General features: G+C 75.7%; 20 protein-coding genes. 10 read left to right on the plus strand and 10 right to left on the minus strand.

All coding sequences use genetic code 11. The annotated features are described in order from the left end of the window. Window positions 1-156: 156 nt before the first annotated feature. Window positions 157-840, plus strand: a complete 684-nt coding sequence (locus AB0P35_RS28160; RefSeq protein WP_363516221.1) for a class F sortase — start codon at window positions 157-159, stop codon at window positions 838-840. Window positions 841-1,396: 556 nt separating this feature from the next. Here the strand turns inward: AB0P35_RS28160 and AB0P35_RS28165 are convergent. Next, complete coding sequence (locus AB0P35_RS28165) at window positions 1,397-1,879, minus strand: hypothetical protein (protein WP_363516037.1); 483 nt, start codon at window positions 1,877-1,879, stop codon at window positions 1,397-1,399. Between the two features lie 112 nt (window positions 1,880-1,991). On the opposite strand from AB0P35_RS28165, the gene AB0P35_RS28170 reads away from it, so the two are divergent. Then, window positions 1,992-2,405: a hypothetical protein gene (locus AB0P35_RS28170; RefSeq protein ID WP_363516040.1), complete on the plus strand. Its 414-nt coding sequence runs from the start codon at window positions 1,992-1,994 to the stop codon at window positions 2,403-2,405. A gap of 8 nt (window positions 2,406-2,413) precedes the next feature. Here AB0P35_RS28170 and AB0P35_RS28175 read toward each other — a convergent pair whose 3' ends face one another. Then, complete coding sequence (locus tag AB0P35_RS28175; protein ID WP_363516043.1) at window positions 2,414-2,602, minus strand: hypothetical protein; 189 nt, start codon at window positions 2,600-2,602, stop codon at window positions 2,414-2,416. Then, on the minus strand, window positions 2,595-3,635 hold the full coding sequence (locus tag AB0P35_RS28180) for a hypothetical protein (RefSeq protein WP_363516046.1): 1,041 nt from the start codon (window positions 3,633-3,635) through the stop codon (window positions 2,595-2,597). The genes AB0P35_RS28175 and AB0P35_RS28180 overlap by 8 nt, the downstream gene beginning before the upstream one ends. 207 nt (window positions 3,636-3,842) lie before the next feature. Between AB0P35_RS28180 and AB0P35_RS28185 the strand changes: the two genes are divergently transcribed. Then, on the plus strand, window positions 3,843-4,574 hold the full coding sequence (locus AB0P35_RS28185; RefSeq protein ID WP_363516049.1) for a DUF4190 domain-containing protein: 732 nt from the start codon (window positions 3,843-3,845) through the stop codon (window positions 4,572-4,574). A 326-nt stretch (window positions 4,575-4,900) separates the two neighbouring features. Here AB0P35_RS28185 and AB0P35_RS28190 read toward each other — a convergent pair whose 3' ends face one another. Together AB0P35_RS28190 and AB0P35_RS28195 are read right to left on the minus strand one after the other, a co-directional pair. Beyond that, window positions 4,901-5,113 carry a hypothetical protein gene (locus tag AB0P35_RS28190; RefSeq protein WP_363516052.1) on the minus strand — a complete coding sequence of 71 codons (213 nt, stop codon included), beginning with the start codon at window positions 5,111-5,113 and terminating at the stop codon, window positions 4,901-4,903. A gap of 78 nt (window positions 5,114-5,191) precedes the next feature. After that, window positions 5,192-6,181, minus strand: coding sequence for a LysR family transcriptional regulator (locus AB0P35_RS28195; RefSeq protein WP_363516055.1), 990 nt, complete (start codon window positions 6,179-6,181; stop codon window positions 5,192-5,194). A 173-nt stretch (window positions 6,182-6,354) separates the two neighbouring features. On the opposite strand from AB0P35_RS28195, the gene gcvH reads away from it, so the two are divergent. Next, window positions 6,355-6,750, plus strand: a complete 396-nt coding sequence (gene gcvH, locus AB0P35_RS28200; RefSeq protein WP_363516058.1) for a glycine cleavage system protein GcvH — start codon at window positions 6,355-6,357, stop codon at window positions 6,748-6,750. A gap of 71 nt (window positions 6,751-6,821) precedes the next feature. On the opposite strand, the gene AB0P35_RS28205 is transcribed toward gcvH, so the two are convergent. Continuing rightward, a complete protein-coding gene (locus tag AB0P35_RS28205) occupies window positions 6,822-8,225 on the minus strand; it encodes a PLP-dependent aminotransferase family protein (protein ID WP_363516061.1) in 1,404 nt (467 codons plus the stop codon). Between AB0P35_RS28205 and AB0P35_RS28210 the strand changes: the two genes are divergently transcribed. Together AB0P35_RS28210 and AB0P35_RS28215 are read left to right on the plus strand one after the other, a co-directional pair. Beyond that, on the plus strand, window positions 8,224-9,459 hold the full coding sequence (locus tag AB0P35_RS28210) for an aminotransferase class V-fold PLP-dependent enzyme (RefSeq protein WP_363516064.1): 1,236 nt from the start codon (window positions 8,224-8,226) through the stop codon (window positions 9,457-9,459). The genes AB0P35_RS28205 and AB0P35_RS28210 overlap by 2 nt on opposite strands. Further along, the gene (locus AB0P35_RS28215) at window positions 9,456-10,772 is read left to right on the plus strand and encodes an MFS transporter (RefSeq protein ID WP_363516067.1); all 1,317 of its coding nucleotides are present in this window, start codon (window positions 9,456-9,458) and stop codon (window positions 10,770-10,772) included. Before AB0P35_RS28210 ends, AB0P35_RS28215 begins: the two co-directional genes overlap by 4 nt. A 79-nt stretch (window positions 10,773-10,851) precedes the next feature. Here the strand turns inward: AB0P35_RS28215 and AB0P35_RS28220 are convergent, their stop codons facing one another. After that, a complete protein-coding gene (locus AB0P35_RS28220; RefSeq protein WP_363516070.1) occupies window positions 10,852-11,004 on the minus strand; it encodes a DUF6194 family protein in 153 nt (50 codons plus the stop codon). A gap of 4 nt (window positions 11,005-11,008) precedes the next feature. Between AB0P35_RS28220 and AB0P35_RS28225 the strand changes: the two genes are divergently transcribed. Next, window positions 11,009-11,200: a hypothetical protein gene (locus AB0P35_RS28225; protein ID WP_363516073.1), complete on the plus strand. Its 192-nt coding sequence runs from the start codon at window positions 11,009-11,011 to the stop codon at window positions 11,198-11,200. Between the two features lie 25 nt (window positions 11,201-11,225). On the opposite strand, the gene AB0P35_RS28230 is transcribed toward AB0P35_RS28225, so the two are convergent. Beyond that, window positions 11,226-12,620 carry an MFS transporter gene (locus AB0P35_RS28230; protein ID WP_363516076.1) on the minus strand — a complete coding sequence of 465 codons (1,395 nt, stop codon included), beginning with the start codon at window positions 12,618-12,620 and terminating at the stop codon, window positions 11,226-11,228. Window positions 12,621-12,765: 145 nt separating this feature from the next. Here AB0P35_RS28230 and AB0P35_RS28235 point away from each other — a divergent pair, with 145 nt between their 5' ends. Both AB0P35_RS28235 and AB0P35_RS28240 read left to right on the plus strand, forming a co-directional pair. After that, complete coding sequence (locus AB0P35_RS28235) at window positions 12,766-13,005, plus strand: ribbon-helix-helix protein, CopG family (protein ID WP_095875746.1); 240 nt, start codon at window positions 12,766-12,768, stop codon at window positions 13,003-13,005. Then, window positions 13,005-13,373 (plus strand): fic family toxin-antitoxin system, toxin component, encoded by a 369-nt coding sequence (locus AB0P35_RS28240; RefSeq protein ID WP_363516079.1) that lies wholly within the window; start codon window positions 13,005-13,007, stop codon window positions 13,371-13,373. Before AB0P35_RS28235 ends, AB0P35_RS28240 begins: the two co-directional genes overlap by 1 nt. 51 nt (window positions 13,374-13,424) lie before the next feature. Here AB0P35_RS28240 and AB0P35_RS28245 read toward each other — a convergent pair whose 3' ends face one another. Further along, window positions 13,425-13,886, minus strand: a complete 462-nt coding sequence (locus AB0P35_RS28245; protein WP_363516082.1) for a MarR family transcriptional regulator — start codon at window positions 13,884-13,886, stop codon at window positions 13,425-13,427. 118 nt (window positions 13,887-14,004) lie between these two features. Between AB0P35_RS28245 and AB0P35_RS28250 the strand changes: the two genes are divergently transcribed. Continuing rightward, window positions 14,005-14,853: an SDR family NAD(P)-dependent oxidoreductase gene (locus tag AB0P35_RS28250; RefSeq protein WP_179419577.1), complete on the plus strand. Its 849-nt coding sequence runs from the start codon at window positions 14,005-14,007 to the stop codon at window positions 14,851-14,853. Window positions 14,854-14,958: 105 nt separating this feature from the next. Here the strand turns inward: AB0P35_RS28250 and AB0P35_RS28255 are convergent, their stop codons facing one another. After that, the gene (locus tag AB0P35_RS28255; RefSeq protein WP_095875750.1) at window positions 14,959-15,948 is read right to left on the minus strand and encodes an aldo/keto reductase; all 990 of its coding nucleotides are present in this window, start codon (window positions 15,946-15,948) and stop codon (window positions 14,959-14,961) included. Window positions 15,949-16,019: the final 71 nt, after the last annotated feature.

A 16,019-nucleotide genomic window follows, 5' to 3' on the forward strand; every position in this document is an offset into this window, starting at 1 on the left:
CCTGACCGGCCGGCCCCGCTGCCCGGCGCCCCGGACGCACCTGTCCGGGGCGCCGGGCCGTCCCGCCTTTCCGCGCGAACGAAGGGCCCGATCACCATGGACACCCGGCACGACACCTCCGCCCCCGGACGGCTGCCCACCCCGTCGGCCCTCCTGCTGGGCTGCGCGCTCGCGACCGGGATCCTGCTGATCGGACAGGGGACGCACCCCGAGCGGCCACCGCAGCCCTCCGCCGCCCAGGCCTTCCCCAGCCAGAGCCCGACCGCCCCCGCACCGGCCACCGCACCGGCCGCCGCACCGCCGTCCACCGCACCGCCGAGCGCCTCCGCCTCGACCCCCGCCCTGCCGTCCCCTGCCGAGCCGGAGACCCTCCGGCCGCTGCCACCCTCGGACCCGGTCCGGCTGCGGATCCCCGCCATCGGAGTCGACGCCCCGATGACCGGACTGGACCTCGACGCGGCCGGAGCACTGCAACCGCCGTCCGCCGACAACCCGAACCTCACGGGCTGGTACCGCGGCGGCGCCTCCCCCGGCTCGTCCGGCACGGCCATCGCGACCGGGCACGTGGACACCCGCAGCGGTCCCGCCGTCTTCTTCCGGCTCGGCGCCCTGCCCAAGGGGAGCACCGTCGAGGTCGCCCGGGCCGACGGCAGCACGGCGGTGTTCACCGTCGACGCGGTCGAGGTCTACGACAAGAAGGCCTTCCCCGACGACAAGGTCTACGGCAACACCTCCGGACTGCCGGAACTTCGGGTGATCACCTGCGGCGGCGGCTACACGAAGCCGACCGGCTACCTCGGCAACGTCGTCGTGTACGCCACCCTCTCCGGCACCGAGTAGCTCGGTCGCCGGTGACCCCCCAGAAGTACGGCTCCTCCGGCCGGCCGACCTACCGGGCAGTACCACCTCCGCCGTGGCCCGGCCCTTTTCGCCTGCTGAGACGGTCCGGCGGACCGCGGCGGATGTGTGGAACAGTCCTCGGCGGGCGGCCTGGGCCTGGGGCCAGGTCATGGTTGGGCCGCAGGCCGCCCGCTCGACCACAGGTACGGGACAGCCTTTGGCCCTGTGGCTGACCGGCGGCGCGATCTGCTCGGACCTGTATGGGTCACGCCGGTGGCGGTGGCGGATTCCGAGGTCCGTCAGTGGCGCGGCGCCGCTTCAGATGCAAGTACAGCCATGAGCCGCCCGAGGCCAGGGCGCCGGACAGAACGGGCATGAGGGCGTCGGCGGCATCAGAGACGCTCGCCAGAACCGCCACGATCTGTCAGCATCCAAGCCACCCCATCGTCCGCCGCGTGCGGCCGCCTCATGTGACGGTAGCCCCTCCCGGGCGGGCGCACAGGGCCTTACCGCACAAAAGGGCACATCCGGCCCGGCCGGCGGCCCGGCCCGGGCTTCAGGGGTCTCCGTGGGTGACGACCGCGGCCGTTCCGTGCAGCACCAGGCCCTGGAGTCGGGCCGCCTCCAGGCTCCGTCCGAAGGCCTCGGCCTGTTCGAGCGGGTCGAGGCCCATCAGCCCGGGCGGCCAGGTGCCGGGCGGGACGACGAGGACCAGGACGCCGGTCGGTTCGGCCGCGGCGGACGTCCAGACCGGGGAGGCCGCCACCGGCGGGTGGGGCTCCCAGACGCCGCGGCCGCCGACCAGGACCAGGCGCTCGAACCAGCCTTCGCGGACCTCCACCACGCCCGTGGTCGTGGGCGGGTTGCCGGCCGCCAGCATGAACCCGCTGTCCAGGGCGTCCTGGACGAGTTCTCCGTACCAGTCCTCGCCGACCTCGACGATCGCCTCCGCGGCCGACCTGCCCTCCGGCCCCTCGCGTACCGCCAGCGCCCACACCATCGGCGCCGCCCGCCGCCCACCACCCGCATTCTCCGCCACACCCACCCAACGAGCGAGGCTGCGAAAGTGCACACCCGACCCGCCGAACGGCCCTGCAGCCCCGACCGCAGCCGGCGCCGGTGACGCCGACCGGTTTGGCTAGGCTGCCGCCATGGCGCGCAAGAACGAGGCACCGCGGCGGATGGTCGTCGGCGACGAGACCTACGTCTGGTCGGTCCGGCACGACCACTCGCGCCGCGGCGAGGGCGACGAACGTCACTGCCGGACGCTGCTGACGGTGCGTCGGCCGGGCGGCACCGGGCGGCTCGTGCTGACCTTCGAGGCGGGGCCGGGCCGGATGGTGGCGGAGGCCTTCATGCCGGCCGGCGCGGTCGAGACGGCGGACAGCCCGATGGTGAACCTCCACGAGCCGGGGACGGCCCGGGCCTTCCTCGACGCGGCGCTCGCCGGCGGCTGGGACCCGCAAGGCCGCACCACCCTCCTGGTGGACGGCTGGCCGCTGCTCCCGGGGGTCGCCGCCGAGCGTGCGGGTGCCGCCGGCCCGGGGCTCCAGGACCGCCCCTGACTCCGGGCTCAGCGCTTGAGCCGGCGGTAGCGCCGCATCAGCTCGGTGAGGCGGTCCGGGTCGGCCGGCCCGTTGAGCTCGCCGAGGAGGTCGTCCGGGCAGTGCTCGTACAGGTCTCCCCACCAGCGGCGTACCCGGTTGTCCCAGATCCGGTAGCCGCCGGGAACGCCCCGGGCCACGTATCGCCGCCTAGCCATGCCGCCGCCCCTCACCCTGGCTGCCCTCGCCCCGGCTGCCTTCACCCCGGCTGCCCTCGCCCCCGGGCCGGGCCACCCGGGGTTCCTGCCGGCGGACGAGGACGGTGACCTCGCGTCCGTGGGCGGCGAGCAGGCGTTCCACGGGCAGGGCGGCGAGCGCGGTCACCGGTTGCGGCAACCGCAGGTCGGGGGCGGACGGGCCACGGGTCGTCAGATCGGTGAGCCGCAGCGTCCCGTCGTCCCCGCCGGTCGCGAGGACGGGACCGTCGGCCCACTGCGCCACGGCCATCGCCCCGATCATGCCGTGGTGGGAGGCGGGCCGGTGTGCGAACTCCCGCGCCGCGGGCACGTCCCAGAGGCGGAGGGCGCCGCGCCAGTCGCCGGTGGCGAGCACGGCACGGCCGTTCGCGGTGGTGAGGGCGACCGCGTTGACCGCTGCGGTGGCGGCGGCCGGGAGGCGGGCGAGCAGCCGGCCGTCCGTCAGGTCGCGGACCAGGACGTCGTGGTCCCAGCTCTGGTCGACGTCCATGCCGGTGGAGGTGGCCGCGACGGGCCGGCCGTCGACGACGGTCACCGCGATCGCGTGCACCGCCTGGCCGTGGCCGCCGAGGACCGGGCCGAGCGGGGTGTGGTCGGTGAGGTCCCAGGTGCGGGTGGTGCCGTCCTCGTGGCCGGTGACGGCGATCGGGCGGCCGGCCGGGCTGCAGACCGCCACCGCCGTGGCGTCGTCGACGGGGAGGGCCCACAGGCAGTCCCCGGTCAGCGGGTCGCGGACGAACCGCGGGTCGTAGTCCCCGACCGTCAGGACGACCGGGCGGCCCGCGACGACGGCCACCGCGATCGCCGGATGGCTGCCGACGGCGAATCCGCCGAGCGCCCGGCCGGCCGCCGGGTCCCACCACCGCACGGTGCCGTCCTGGCCGGCGCTGGCCGCCACCGGCCGCCCGTCGACGACGGCTGTCGCCACGGCGGCCACCGGCGCCGGATGCCCGCTGTCCTCCGGTCCGGCCGCCCACTCCGCCACCCATGCCATCCGCTCCCCCTCAGGCGCGATCCCCCGGCCCGCTACGGCGCCGCTGCCGGTCGCCGCCCATGATCCCCCACGGACGAGCCGGCGGCCGTGGTCCGGTGTGCGAACGAGGCCGATGTTCCGTGGACGGCTCCGGTGCGGGTGTGATCGACTGCGCGCCGATCCACGCGGAGCAGGTCCGGGCAGTGGAGGGGGAACCCGGGAGGGGTCATGACGGCGGCCGCGGACGAGGGCACCGGCGGGTCACCGGCTTCCAGCCGGTCCGCCGACGACACCCGCTCGGCGGCACTCGCCGCGTTCCTGCAGCGGTCGGTGGAGCCGGATCCGGATGCTCGGCCGGCGTGGAGCCGACTGGCGTTCGCCTCGGCGATCGCCGGGCTGATCGGCCCGCTGTGGCCGGTCGGCCTGGTGGCGGGCGTGGTCGCCCTGGTACGGGTCCGCCGGTCGAAGCGGGGCGGTCAGGCCTTCGCGGTCGCGGGGATCGCCCTGAGCGCCCTGTGGGCGGCGATGTTCCTGGTGGTCGACACCGGCACCTCGGGTGACGACAGGGTCAGGACCGTCAGCGGCTACGACCTCCGCGCGGGCGACTGCTTCGGCCTGCAGTCCGCCGATGCGTTCCTCGCCCACGAGGTCACGGCCGTGCCGTGCGCACGCACCCACCACGGCGAGGCGGTCGGCTTCGCGGACCTGGGCGTCCTGATCGCCGGCAGCCCGGCCGACCGGGAGCGTCAGGCCCGGACGGACTGCGCCGCCCTGGTCCGCGACCATGTCGCCGCCGGACGGGACCTGCCGGCCACGGCGGCCGTCGACGTCCTTCTGCCGCAGGGCAACTCCGTGGTGGTGCGGACACGGACCAGGGTGGTGTGCGCCGTCGTCGACCCGGGCCCCGGGTGGACGGGCTCGCTCCGCGACCCCGTCCCGGCGGATGCCGCCGGGGCCTGACCCGGGTACGGGCGGCACGGCTCATGCACGTGGTCGCCGAGGTCGGTTTCCGTCCGCTCCGCCGTGCCGGTTGCCGACGCACACGGACGGAGCGGTCACCGGCCGGTGCCGGTGACCGCTCCGCAGGCGCTCAGCACTGTGGACGACGACCGTGGTTCGCTCCGCGCCTGGCGCGTGCCTTCTTCTTCCGACGCCGCTTCGACGACATGGACCGCTCCTCTCACCGCGGGGTGGCCGGCCCCCCGGTCCCACGGTTCCACACCCCGGCCGGAGTGGCCTCCGGACGGCCTTCCGGGCGGACGTCGCCGGATCGTGCCCCGGGCGGGTCACCGGCGCAGGCTGCGGCCGTACGCCAGGTAGGCGGCGACGCCGAAGAGGTTGCCGAGGAGGCAGATGAGCAGCCAGGTCTGCGGCGGGTAGCGGCGGGTGTCGGGGTGTCGCGAGATGTCGACCATGCAGGTCGGCGCGGGGACGAGCGCGACCAGCAGGACGAGGGCGGCCGGCAGCCCCGGGGACGGGGGCAGGGAGGCGGTGAGCACGCGGTCGCCCCTTCCGGTCGGCGGACGGGCGGCCGCCGGGGCCGCACATCCAGAGCTTTGGCCGCTCGCGGCCGCGCGTCAAGGTCCGGTGGCGGGGTGCGGGTGTCGCAGCGCCGGCTCCGACGGCGCGCTGCCGGTGGAGGCCTCCGGGAGCCAGTCGCGGCCGGGCCGGTACTCCAGCCAGCGATGGCGGCGGGCGGTGTCGGCGAAGGCGCGGAGCAGGGCCGGCAGGCCGGGGTCGGGCCGGTCGCGGTGCCAGAGCAGCGACCATGCGTAGAGCGGTGTCGGGTCGGTGAGGGGCACGGCCGCGATGCCGCGGCCCGGGGTGAGAGGGAGTTCGGCGGGCAGCAGGGTGAAGCCGTCGCCGCTGGTCCGGACCCGTTCCAGCAGGTGGCCGAGGCCGAGGTTGGTCCCGCCGGGTTCGACCTTCGGGCCGAACCGTGCGGCGAAGGCGCCGAGGAAGTCCAGCCGGCCGGTGGCCGCGGGCAGGAGCAGGCGCAGGTCGGCGAGGTCGGCGGGGCGGAGCCGGTCGGCGGCCGCGTGCGGGTGGCCGGCCGGGAGCACCGCGTCGACCGGCTCCAGGCGGACCGGGCGGTGGGCGATCGCCCGGTCGAGGCCCTCGTCGAGCGGGTGGAAGCGGCCGAGTCCGGCGCCGATCTCGCCGCGCAGCAGTGCGGCGGCGACGCCGGGCAGGTCGCGTCCGCGGCCGAGTTCGACGGGTGGCGCGCCGTCGGCGTCGAGTGCCGCCCGGACGGTCCGCAGCGGGTCGAACAGGTGGCCCCAGACGTCGACCCGGATCGGGCGGTCCTGCTGTCGTGCGGCGGCCGTCGCCGCGGTGCCGGCGGCCAGGGCCGCGCGGGCCGGGTCGAGGAAGCGTGTCCCGGCGGGGGTGAGCCGGACGTGTGCGGGGGTGCGGTCGAACAGCCGGGTGCCGAGGGTGGCCTCCAGGCGGGCGACGCGTTTGGAGAGGCCCTGCTGGGTGAGTGCGAGGGACTGTGCGGCCCGGCCGAAGTGCAGGTGCTCGGCGGCGGCGACGAAGGCCCGTACCTGCGCCAGATCAAGATCCACGGTGGCATTCTCCCGGACGTCCGGCCTGGGGCCGACCCCGCCCCCTCCGCGTGCGACCCACCCGGTCGGGTGACAATCCCCGGCCCGGCCCGGAGGGTTGTAGGAGTCTTCCCGGGAGCGCCCTCGACGGGGGCGCCGACCGGCGCCCACGCGGCCGCAGCACGGAGGACCCCATGGCGAACGTCCCGCAGGATCTCAGGTACACCAAGGACCACGAGTGGGTCCGCGAGCTCGGCAACGGCCGGGTCCGGGTGGGCATCACCGACTACGCCCAGCGGCAGCTCGGCGACGTGGTCTACGTCGAGCTGTGGAAGGTGGGCGACCGGCTGGAGGCGGAGGAGCCCTTCGGCAGCGTCGAGTCGGTCAAGTCGGTCAGCGAGCTCTTCGCGCCCCTGGGCGGGAAGATCGCCGCGGTGAACGAGCTGCTGGAGGGCGAGCCCGAGCAGGTCAACGACGACCCGTACGGGGACGGTTGGATGATCGAGATCGAGGTCGGCAGGTCTCCGGACCTCACGTCCCTGCTCTCCGCGTCCGGGTACGAGGAGTTCATCTCCCCCGGCACCGAGTAGCGGTCGGTCACCGCGCGGGCTCCGGCCGGTCCCCGGCGGAGCCCGCACGCCGTCGCCGGGGCGGCGCGCCGTCAGTGTGCGGTGCGGGCGGCCGCGGCGAGGCGGCGGGCCGCCTCGGAGAGTTCCACCGGGTCCGCCGCGGCGGCGAAGGCGAGCCGCAGGTGGGCGGCGGGCGGTTCGGCGGGGAAGAACCGGCGGCCGGCGTCCACGGCCACGCGGTGGGCGCGGGCCGCGTCCACGACGGCCTCCTCGGTGAGTCCGGGCGGGAGGCGGAGCCACAGGTGCAGGCCGCCCTCCGGCGGTGCGGCGGGGGCCCAGTCGGGGAGTTCGCGGGCCACGGCGCCGGACAGGACGGCGCAGCGGCGTCGCAGTTCGGTGCCGAGGGAGCGCAGGTGGCGGTCCCAGGCGGGGGTGGAGAGCAGTTCGACGGCGGCTTCCTGGAGCGGGCGGGCGATGAAGAAGTCGTCGGCGCGGCGCAGGCTGTGCAGCCGGTGCAGGACGGGGCCGCGGGCGACGACGGCGCCGATCCGCAGGCTGGGCGAGGCCGGTTTGGTGAGCGAGGTGAGGTGGACGACGGTGCCGTCGCGGTCGTCGGCGGCGAGCGGTCGCGGCAGGGGGCGGCCGTGGCCGAGGTGGCGGGCGAAGTCGTCCTCGATCAGGAAGGCGCCGGCGGCGCGTGCGACGTCGGTGATCTGGCGGCGCCGTTCGGGGGCGAGGACGGTGCCGGTCGGGTTGTGGACGGTGGGCTGGCAGTAGAGCAGTCGGGCGCCGGTCATCGCGAAGGCGTCGGCGAGCAGGTCCGGTCGCAGGCCCTGCGCGTCCATGGGGACGGGGACGGGTCGCAGGCCCGCGGCCCGTGCGGCGGCGAGTGCGCCGGGGTAGGTGGGGGACTCCACGAGGACGGGTGCGCCGGGGGCGGCGGTGGCGCGGAAGAGCATCGAGAGGGCGTTCTGGCCGCCGCCGGTGACGAGCACGTCCTCGGGGGTGTGGTCGCCGCCGGCCTGGCGGGCGAAGAGGGCGCGCAGGGTGGCGAGCCCGGCGGCCGGTGCGCGGTGCCAGGCGTCGGGGCGGCGGGCGGCGCGGGCGAGGGCGGCGCCGAGGGTCTTCGCGGGTTGGAGGCTCTCGTGCAGGTAGCCGCCGGAGAGGTTGGCGGCGCCGGCGGCGGGCTCCTGCGGTGCCGTCTCCTCGTGCCGGGCGTCGATGTGGCGGCCCGCCAGGGCGACGGACTGCCAGGAGGTGTCGGGGGCCGCGGTGGTGGCGGGCGGGCGGGCGGTGACGTAGGTGCCGCTGCCGGGCCGGGTCACGACGGCGCCCTCGGCCGCGAGCTGGGCGATGGCGCGGGAGACGGTGACCGGGCCGACCCCGTGACGGGTGATCAGGTCGCGGCTGCTGGGCAGGCGGTCACCGGGGGCGAGCCGGGCGATCTCGGTACGGAGGATCGCCAACAACGTCTCGATACTGCTACCGTCGGACATGAGGAAACAGAATAGCGCTTTCGCAGGAACGACGGAACCGCTCCTGGACGTGGCGGCCCTGCGGGCCGACACCCCGGGCTGTGCGAACGTCGTCCACTTCAACAACGCCGGCTGCGGTCTGATGGCCCGTCCGGTGCTGCAGGCGACGCTCGACCATCTGCGACTGGAGGCCGAGACGGGCGGCTACGAGGCGGCCGCGGCCCGCGCGGAGGGCATCGCCGACTTCTACGCCGCGACGGCCGAGCTGGTGAACACCCGCCGCCGCAACATCGCGTTCGCCGCGAGCGCGACCCATGCCTGGTCGAAGGCGGTGTCCGCGATCGACTTCCGGACCGGCGACACCGTCCTGACGACCCGCAACGACTTCATCTCCAACCAGATCGCCCTGCTGTCGCTGCGCCGGCGCCACGGCGTCCGGATCGTGCACGCGCCGGACCGCGCCGACGGCGGCGGTGTCGACGTGGACGCGATGGCCGCGCTGATGCGGGCCCACCGTCCGCGTCTGGTCGCCGTCACCCACGTGCCCACCAACTCCGGCCTGGTCCAGCCGGTGGCCGCGATCGGCCGGCACTGCCGGGACCTCGGCCTGCTCTACCTGGTCGACGCCTGCCAGTCGGTCGGCCAGCTCCCGGTCGACGTGGCGGAGATCGGCTGCGACCTGCTGACCGCCACCTGCCGCAAGTTCCTGCGCGGTCCGCGCGGCTCGGGCTTCCTGTACGTCTCCGACCGGGTGCTCGACGCCGGCTCCGAGCCGCTGTTCATCGACATGCACGGCGCGCGCTGGGTCGCCCCCGGCCACTACCGCCCGGTGGCCACCGCCGCCCGCTTCGAGGAGTGGGAGTTCCCGTACGCCACCGTGCTCGGCTGTGCCGCCGCCGTCCGCTACGCCCTGCGGGTCGGCCCGGACGCGGTCGCCCGGCGCACCCCGGCCCTCGCCGGCCGGCTCCGCGACCGGCTGGACGCCATCGCGGGCGTGCGCACCCTCGACCGGGGCCCGGCACCCGCCGCCCTGGTCACCTTCGCGATCGAGGGCTGGGAGGCCCGGCCGTTCAAGGCGGCGCTGGACGCGCGCGGCGTCAACTCGGCGCTGAGCTTCCGCGAGTTCGCCCAGTTCGACTTCCGCGACAAGGAGGTGGAGTGGTGCCTGCGGCTCTCGCCGCACTACTACAACACCGAGGAGGAGGTCGACCTGGTGGCCGGCGCGGTGGCCGAGCTGGCGGGGGCCGCGCGGTGACCGGCTCCCCTCCCCCGCTCGCGGAACCGCGGTCGGCCCTGTCGGAGCCGGGGACGGCGCCGCGGAGCCTCTGGCGCAACCGCGACTTCGTGCGGTTCTGGCTGGGCGAGACGGTGTCGCTGCTCGGCACCCAGGTCACCGCGCTCGCCCTGCCGCTCACCGCCATCGGCGCCTTCGGAGCCACCGACGAGCAGGTCGGACTGCTGCGCTTCCTGCAGCTCGTGCCCTACCTCGGGCTGGCGCTGCTGATCGGCGTGTGGACGGACCGGGTGCGGCGACGGCCGGTGATGCTGGGCGCCAACGTGGTCCGGCTGCTGCTGCTCGCCCTCGTCCCGCTGCTGTACTGGCGGCACGCCCTGACCCTGCCGGTGCTGATGGTGATCGCCTGCGCGGTGGGGATCGCCTCCGTGGCGTTCGACGTCAGCTGGATGTCGTACCTGCCGGTCGTGGTGGGCCGCGGCGAGCAGTACGTCGGGGCGAGCGCCAGGATGGGCGCGAGCTCGTCGGCGGCGGACGTGGCCGGGCCCGGACTCGCGGGAGTGCTGGTGTCCGCCGTCGGCGCACCGGCGGCCCTGCTCGTCGACGCGGGCTCCTACCTGGTCTCGGTGGTCTCGCTGCTGCTGATCCGCACCCCCGAGCCGCGCCCCGGACGGGCGGCCGAGCGGCACCTGCTGCGTGAACTGAAGGACGGCCTCGGCTTCGTCCTGCGGGACGGCGTGCTGCGGGCGCTGGCGCTGATCGGGTTCTGCTGCAACTTCTCGATGATCACCGTGTGGACGATGTTCCTGCTCTACGGCACCCGCGAGCTGGGGCTGTCGTCGACGGTGCTCGGCGCCGTCCTCGCCACTGCCTCGGTCGGCGGACTCGTCGGCGCCCTGGTGTCCGGACGGGTGATCGCCCGGTTCCCGCTCGGCCGGGTCTACCTGGTCGCGCAGTCCGCACTGCTGCTCGGCCCGGTCCTGATACCCGCCGCGGCCGGCCCCCGGCCGGTGATGATCGGCCTGTTCGTGCTCTCCTTCTTCACCACCTATCTCGGCCTGGGCGTCGCCGGGGTGGTCATCGTCAGCCTCCGACAGGCCGTCACCCCGCAGTCGATGACCGGCCGGATGACCGCCGCCTTCCGCACGCTGCTGTTCGGCGGCGGCGCGCTCGGCGGCCTGGCGGCCGGTCTGCTCGCCGGGCAGTTCGGCGCCCGGGGAGCCCTGGCGATCGCCGCCGTCGGCTCCGCCGCGGTCGTCCCCGTCCTGCTGCGGACACCCGTCGTCCGGCTGCGCGCGATGCCGGCCCCGGTCGGGGAGCCCGCGGGCGGCTGACGGCCACGACACCGGACGGCCCGTCAGCGGTCGGGGCACGCCGCCCCGGCCGCTGCGGATCGGCCGCCGCGCGGGTGCCTCACTCCGGCCGCCGGTGCCTGCGGGCGGCGCGGGCGTGCGCGTCGGCCAGCAGAGCGCGGGCCCGGTCGGCGGTGGCCGGGCCCGGGTTGAGGATGCAGACCCAGCCCTGGACGGCGTAGGCCCCGGCCGACGTCCGGGACGCGCAGGTCACGGCGGTGCTCCGGCAGGCGCACCACCGGCTGCCGCAGATCCGGGCCGTCCTCGACGACCTCCGCCGCACCGGCAGCACCGAGGCCCTCCGCGCGGCCGTCGCCCACCGGCACGCCGCCCTCGACCGGCAGTCGGCGGCCCTGCTGGAAGCCTCCGGCCACCTGCACCGCTGTCTCACCGCGGCTGAAGGGCGGTGACCCGGTCGCCAGCAGGCCCCCGCTGTCAGCGCTGCGCCGACCGCGCGGGCACGCACAGCCGGCCGAGGACGGCCGCCGCCAGGTAGGCGAGGGCTCCGGCGGCCATGGACGTACGCAGACCCGCGCTGTAGCTGGTCGCGGTGGCGAGCAGGGTGCCGCCCAGTGCGACACCGGCGGCGCTGCCGATCTGGCGGGTCGTGTTGAACAGGGCGGAGGCCGTACCCGCGTACGCGGCAGGTGCGGCCGTCATCGCCGTCGTCGTGGTGCCGGTGAGGGCGAACGAGGTGCCGAACCCGGCGGCCGTCATCGGGAGCACGAGCAGCGGGTAGGCGGGGTCGGGACCGAGCGCGGCCCAGAACGCCAGTCCGGCGGCTGCGACGAGCAGGCCGGAGACGACGAGCGGGCGGTGACCGGTGCGGCGGGCCAGCCGTCCGGAGAGCACGGAGGCGAACATGGTCATCGCCACCGCCGGGAAGAGCGCGGCCCCGGTGCCGAGGGCGCTGTAGCCGCGCTGGTGCTGGAAGTAGAGGCTGGCCGTGAACACCATGCCGTAGAAGGCGAAGTTGAACAGCAGGCCGATGGCCGCCGCGCCGCTCAGTGCCCGCGACCGCAGCAGGCCGAGCGGCAGCACCGGGGACCGGGCCCACCACTCGCGGGCGGTGAAGGCGGCGACCGCGACCAGCGACAGGCCCGCCGCGGCGAGCACCGCCGGGCTGGTCCAGCCGCGCCGGCCGGCCTCGTTGAGTGCGGAGACGAGCAGCGCGACCGCCGCGACGACGGCGCACTGCGCCGGCCAGTCCACGGACCGGCTGCGGTGGCGGGGCGAGGCGGCCACGTGCCGCAGGGTCAGGGCCAGGCAGGCGGCGCCGACCGGCAGGTTGATCAGGAAGACCCACCGCCAGCCGACGGTGCTCACCAGCAGTCCGCCGAGCAGTGGTCCGGCGGAGGCGGCGATGCCGGCCATCGAGCCCCACAGGCCGAAGGCGCGCGATCGGGCGGCCGGCTCCGGGTAGGACTGCTGGAGGAGGGCGAGCGAGCCGGGCACGATCAGTGCCGCGCCGAGCCCCTCCACCAGGCGGGCGGCGACCAGCACCGGGGTGTCCCGGGCGAGCGCGCAGGCGGCCGAGGCCGCGGTGAACACCAGGACGCCGGCGCAGAAGACCCGCCGGTGGCCGAGCCTGTCCCCCAGTGCGCCACCGGTCAGCAGCAGGCCGGCGAAGACCAGCGTGTAGCCGTCGGTGATCCACTGGATCCCGGTGAGCGACGCCCCGAGCTCCCGGCCGATCACCGGCACGGCGACGTTGATGATCGTCACGTCGAGGATGACCATGAAGTACCCGGCGCACACCGCGAGCAGCGGCACCCAGTGCCCGCCGCCGCCCGGTGCGGGCCCGCCCCGCGGCTGCTCCGTCTCCGCCACGCCTGCACTCTTCCCCGCCCGTGGTCACCCTGGACGCCTGCCACCTTACGGGACGTCAGGGCCACGGGGCGGAAGCGCGCGGCCGGGGCGGAGGCCGCTCGGCCCGGCTGTTGTAGTGCGGTGTACCCGCCGCTACGCTGCCGGTATGAAGCAGCTGAACGTCCGACTCGACGACGAGGCCCACGAGGCGCTGGAGCAGCGCGCGGAGGCCGCGGGGATGAGCCTGCCGGAGTACGCGCGCAGGATTCTGGCGGAGGAGGCGGACGAGCGGCGCGAGCGGTTCCTGACGGCTGCGGCGCACTTCTCGCAGGCGTGGGGTTCCGCCTTCGAGGCCGAGTTCGGCCCGTACCCGCAGGACGGCGGCAGGGCGGCGAGCGCCGCGTGATGCTGCGCATCGACCGGGGCTGGCTGCTCGACATCGCCCACCAGTTCCTGCCCGGCGATCCGGACGTGACGGACTACGGCTCGCTGGCGGCGGCCGTCGCCCGGCACGTGGACGAGGTGATGGAGGTGCCGGTCTACGGCGGCCTCCACCAGCGGGCCGCGGCGCTGATGCACCAGCTCGTCCGGGTGCCGGCGCTGCAGTTCGGCAACGAGCACTTCGCCGCGGTGGTCGCGGCGTCCTATCTGAGCGCGTCCGGGGTGATCGTCACCGCGGAGCCCAAGCAGGCGGCGGAGCTCGCGGCGCGGCTGCGCGACGGCTCGGCGAACGTCCGGGACTGCGCCGAGGCGATCCGCGGCTGGTACCGCTGATCCGTCCGGCGAAGGCCGGCCGTACGTCCGGGGCCCCGGTACGGGAGGTTGTCAGCCCTCCTTGTGGGCCTTGAGCTTGCGCCAGACGGTGCCGAGCGCGGCCAGGTCCTGCTGGTCCAGGACGTCGGTGAAGACCGGGGCCAGGCAGGCGCGCCGGGTCTCGTCGGCCTCCTCGAAGACCTCGCGGCCGCGGGGGGTCAGCGCGACCTCGACGGAGCGGGCGTCCCGGGCCGACGGGGTGCGGGAGACCAGGCCGCGGGTCTGGAGGGCGTCGAGCACGCGGGAGACCTGGCTGCGGCTGAGCATGGTGCTGTTGCCGAGCACGGAGGCGGCGACCGGCTCGTCGCTGTTGGCGAGCCACAGCATGACCTCGAACCAGGAGACCGGCAGGTCGTGCGCCTTGGACAGAGCGCGATCGACGCGCTCGGTCAGTGTGGTGCCGGCCCAGACCAGGCCGTAGAAGGCGTGGTCGGCCTCGGACATCTCCGCCGGGGTGAGCTTCCTGGTCGCCATGGTCCCTGATCATACCGGGTTGCGTGTGTGCGCACGCAATGCTTATGGTGTGTGTGCACACACCGAACGGATGACGGCTCCCGCTGCCCGTTCCACCGCTCCGGAAGGAACCCTCGCCATGTCCTCCTCCAAGGTCGTTCTGATCACCGGCACCTCCTCCGGCATCGGCCTCGCCGCCGCGATCGCGGCCGCCCGGGCCGGCTGGCGGACGGTCGCCACCCTGCGCGACCCGAACCGGGCCGACGCGCTCCGCAAGGCCGCCGCCGAGGCCGGTGTCGAGCTGGACATCCGCCGGCTCGACGTCGTCGACGAGGCCGCCGTGAACGCCGTCGTCGACGCGGTGATCGCCGACCACGGCCGGCTCGACGCCGTGGTCAACAACGCGGGCGCCGGCCACCTCGGCACCCTGGAGAACGAGACCGTCGCCGACGTCCGCGAGGTCATGGAGGTCAACTTCTTCGGCGTCCTGAACGTCTCCAAGGCCGCCCTCCCGCACCTGCGCGCCACCGGCGGCCGGCTGATCACCGTCACCAGCGTCGGCGGCGTCGTCGGTCAGCCCTTCAACGAGGCCTACTGCGCCGCCAAGTTCGCGGTCGAGGGCTACATGGAGAGCCTCGCCCCCGCGGCCGCCTCGGTCGGCGTCTCCGTCAGCGTGGTCGAACCGGGCGCCGTCGCCACCGAGTTCGTCAACAACATCGGCCTCGACCTGGAGGCCGAGGTCGCCGCGGCCGGCCCCTACGCCCCCGCCCTCGGCGCCTACCTGAACCGGACGGTCTCCCAGTTCCTCAACGGCGCCCAGACCCCGGCCGAGGTCGCGGAGACGGTGATGGAGGCACTGACCGCCGACCGCCCCGCCTTCCGCCTGCAGACCTCCGACTGGGCCCGCACCTTCACCGGCCTCAAGCTGGCCGACCTCGACGGCTCCGCCGTCCTCGGCATGACCAACGGCTGGGTCACCGGCTCCTGACCCGCACACCGCCCCCGGCCCGCACACCGCCGCTGCCTCGGCCCGCACCCGGAACCCGGCTGCGCCGCCGGGGCCGCGGTGTGCCAGGGGCCGGCCGAGGTGCGCTCACGCCCAGGGCAGCCCGGCCCGGGTCCGCCAGTACGCGTCCGCCGGTTCGGCGAGCGGGGCCAGGGCGGCCAGGTCCTCCGCGGTGGGGGCGAGGTCGGCGGCGGTGAGGTTGGAGGCCAGCTGCTCCGCGGTGGCCGCGCCGGAGAGCACCAGGTCGGCCCAGGGCTGTGCGGCGGCGGCCGCCAGTGCCAGGGCGTCGCAGCGGGCGCCGGTACGGGCGGCGAGCGCCCGCAGGGCGGCGGTGTCGGGGCCGGTGGCATGGCGGTCGGCGAGCCGGCCGTTGGCCATGCCCTCCTTCACCACCACCAGCCATCCGGCCGCGTGCGCCTCGGCCAGGGCCGGCCCCGCCGAGGGCTCCAGCACGTTCCAGGTGGCCTGGACGGCCCCGAACAGCGGCCGGCCGCCGAACTCCACCGCCAGGGCCGCCCGTACGGCCTCCCCCTGTGCGGGGCCGCTGGTCGACAGCCCGATCCGGACGCCCTCCGCGGCGAGCTCCGCCAGGCGGGCGTGCAGCGCGGTGTCGGTCAGCGCCGGGCTGTCCGGCGTGACCGAGTGCACCAGGTACACGTCCGGGTGGCGGCCCAACGACGCGAGGGTCTCCTTCACCTGCCGGTCGAACACCGCGACCGCGTGCTCCTTGACCTCGTGCACCGGCACCCCGGAGGCCCGCCAGTCCGCGGTGTAGGTGTAGCCCCACTTGCTGCCCACGGTCGACTCCGCCGCCGCCCCCGGCCGGGCCGCCAGCCACTCGCCGAGGAACTCCTCCGCCCGGCCGTAGGAGCGGGCCGTGTCGAAGTACCGCACGCCGGCCGCGAACGCGGCGTCCAGCAGTGCGTGCGTCCGCTCCCGCATCGCCTCGACCGTGCGCTCGGCCGGCAGGTCGAGGTCCCGGCCGAGCGTGATGTAGCCGGGCCGACCGACGGCGGCCGTGCCGAGGCCGAACCGCGCGATCGACGGGCGGACGGGTCCGGGGGCTGCGGCCGGCATGGCGGGGGTCCTCTCGGTCGTTCCGGCAGGCCGGGGTCGGTGTGCCCCGCCCGCACCAGCACCCTACCGAC

It is taken from the genome of Kitasatospora sp. NPDC085879, assembly GCF_040686255.1.
Classification (GTDB): Bacteria; Actinomycetota; Actinomycetes; order Streptomycetales; family Streptomycetaceae; genus Kitasatospora.

Bases quoted from the DNA above. Each gene is read 5' to 3' on its own strand.
- AB0P35_RS28250 (WP_179419577.1), top strand. From the start codon at position 14,005: ATGTCCTCCTCCAAGGTCGTTCTGATCACCGGCACCTCCTCCGGCATC.
- AB0P35_RS28170 (WP_363516040.1), top strand. From the start codon at position 1,992: ATGGCGCGCAAGAACGAGGCACCGCGGCGGATGGTCGTCGGCGACGAG.
- AB0P35_RS28210 (WP_363516064.1), top strand. From the start codon at position 8,224: ATGAGGAAACAGAATAGCGCTTTCGCAGGAACGACGGAACCGCTCCTG.
- AB0P35_RS28175 (WP_363516043.1), bottom strand. From the start codon at position 2,602: ATGGCTAGGCGGCGATACGTGGCCCGGGGCGTTCCCGGCGGCTACCGG.
- AB0P35_RS28205 (WP_363516061.1), bottom strand. From the start codon at position 8,225: ATGTCCGACGGTAGCAGTATCGAGACGTTGTTGGCGATCCTCCGTACC.
- AB0P35_RS28180 (WP_363516046.1), bottom strand. From the start codon at position 3,635: ATGGCATGGGTGGCGGAGTGGGCGGCCGGACCGGAGGACAGCGGGCAT.
- gcvH (WP_363516058.1), top strand. From the start codon at position 6,355: ATGGCGAACGTCCCGCAGGATCTCAGGTACACCAAGGACCACGAGTGG.
- AB0P35_RS28255 (WP_095875750.1), bottom strand. From the start codon at position 15,948: ATGCCGGCCGCAGCCCCCGGACCCGTCCGCCCGTCGATCGCGCGGTTC.
- AB0P35_RS28235 (WP_095875746.1), top strand. From the start codon at position 12,766: ATGAAGCAGCTGAACGTCCGACTCGACGACGAGGCCCACGAGGCGCTG.
- AB0P35_RS28185 (WP_363516049.1), top strand. From the start codon at position 3,843: ATGACGGCGGCCGCGGACGAGGGCACCGGCGGGTCACCGGCTTCCAGC.
- AB0P35_RS28245 (WP_363516082.1), bottom strand. From the start codon at position 13,886: ATGGCGACCAGGAAGCTCACCCCGGCGGAGATGTCCGAGGCCGACCAC.
- AB0P35_RS28240 (WP_363516079.1), top strand. From the start codon at position 13,005: ATGCTGCGCATCGACCGGGGCTGGCTGCTCGACATCGCCCACCAGTTC.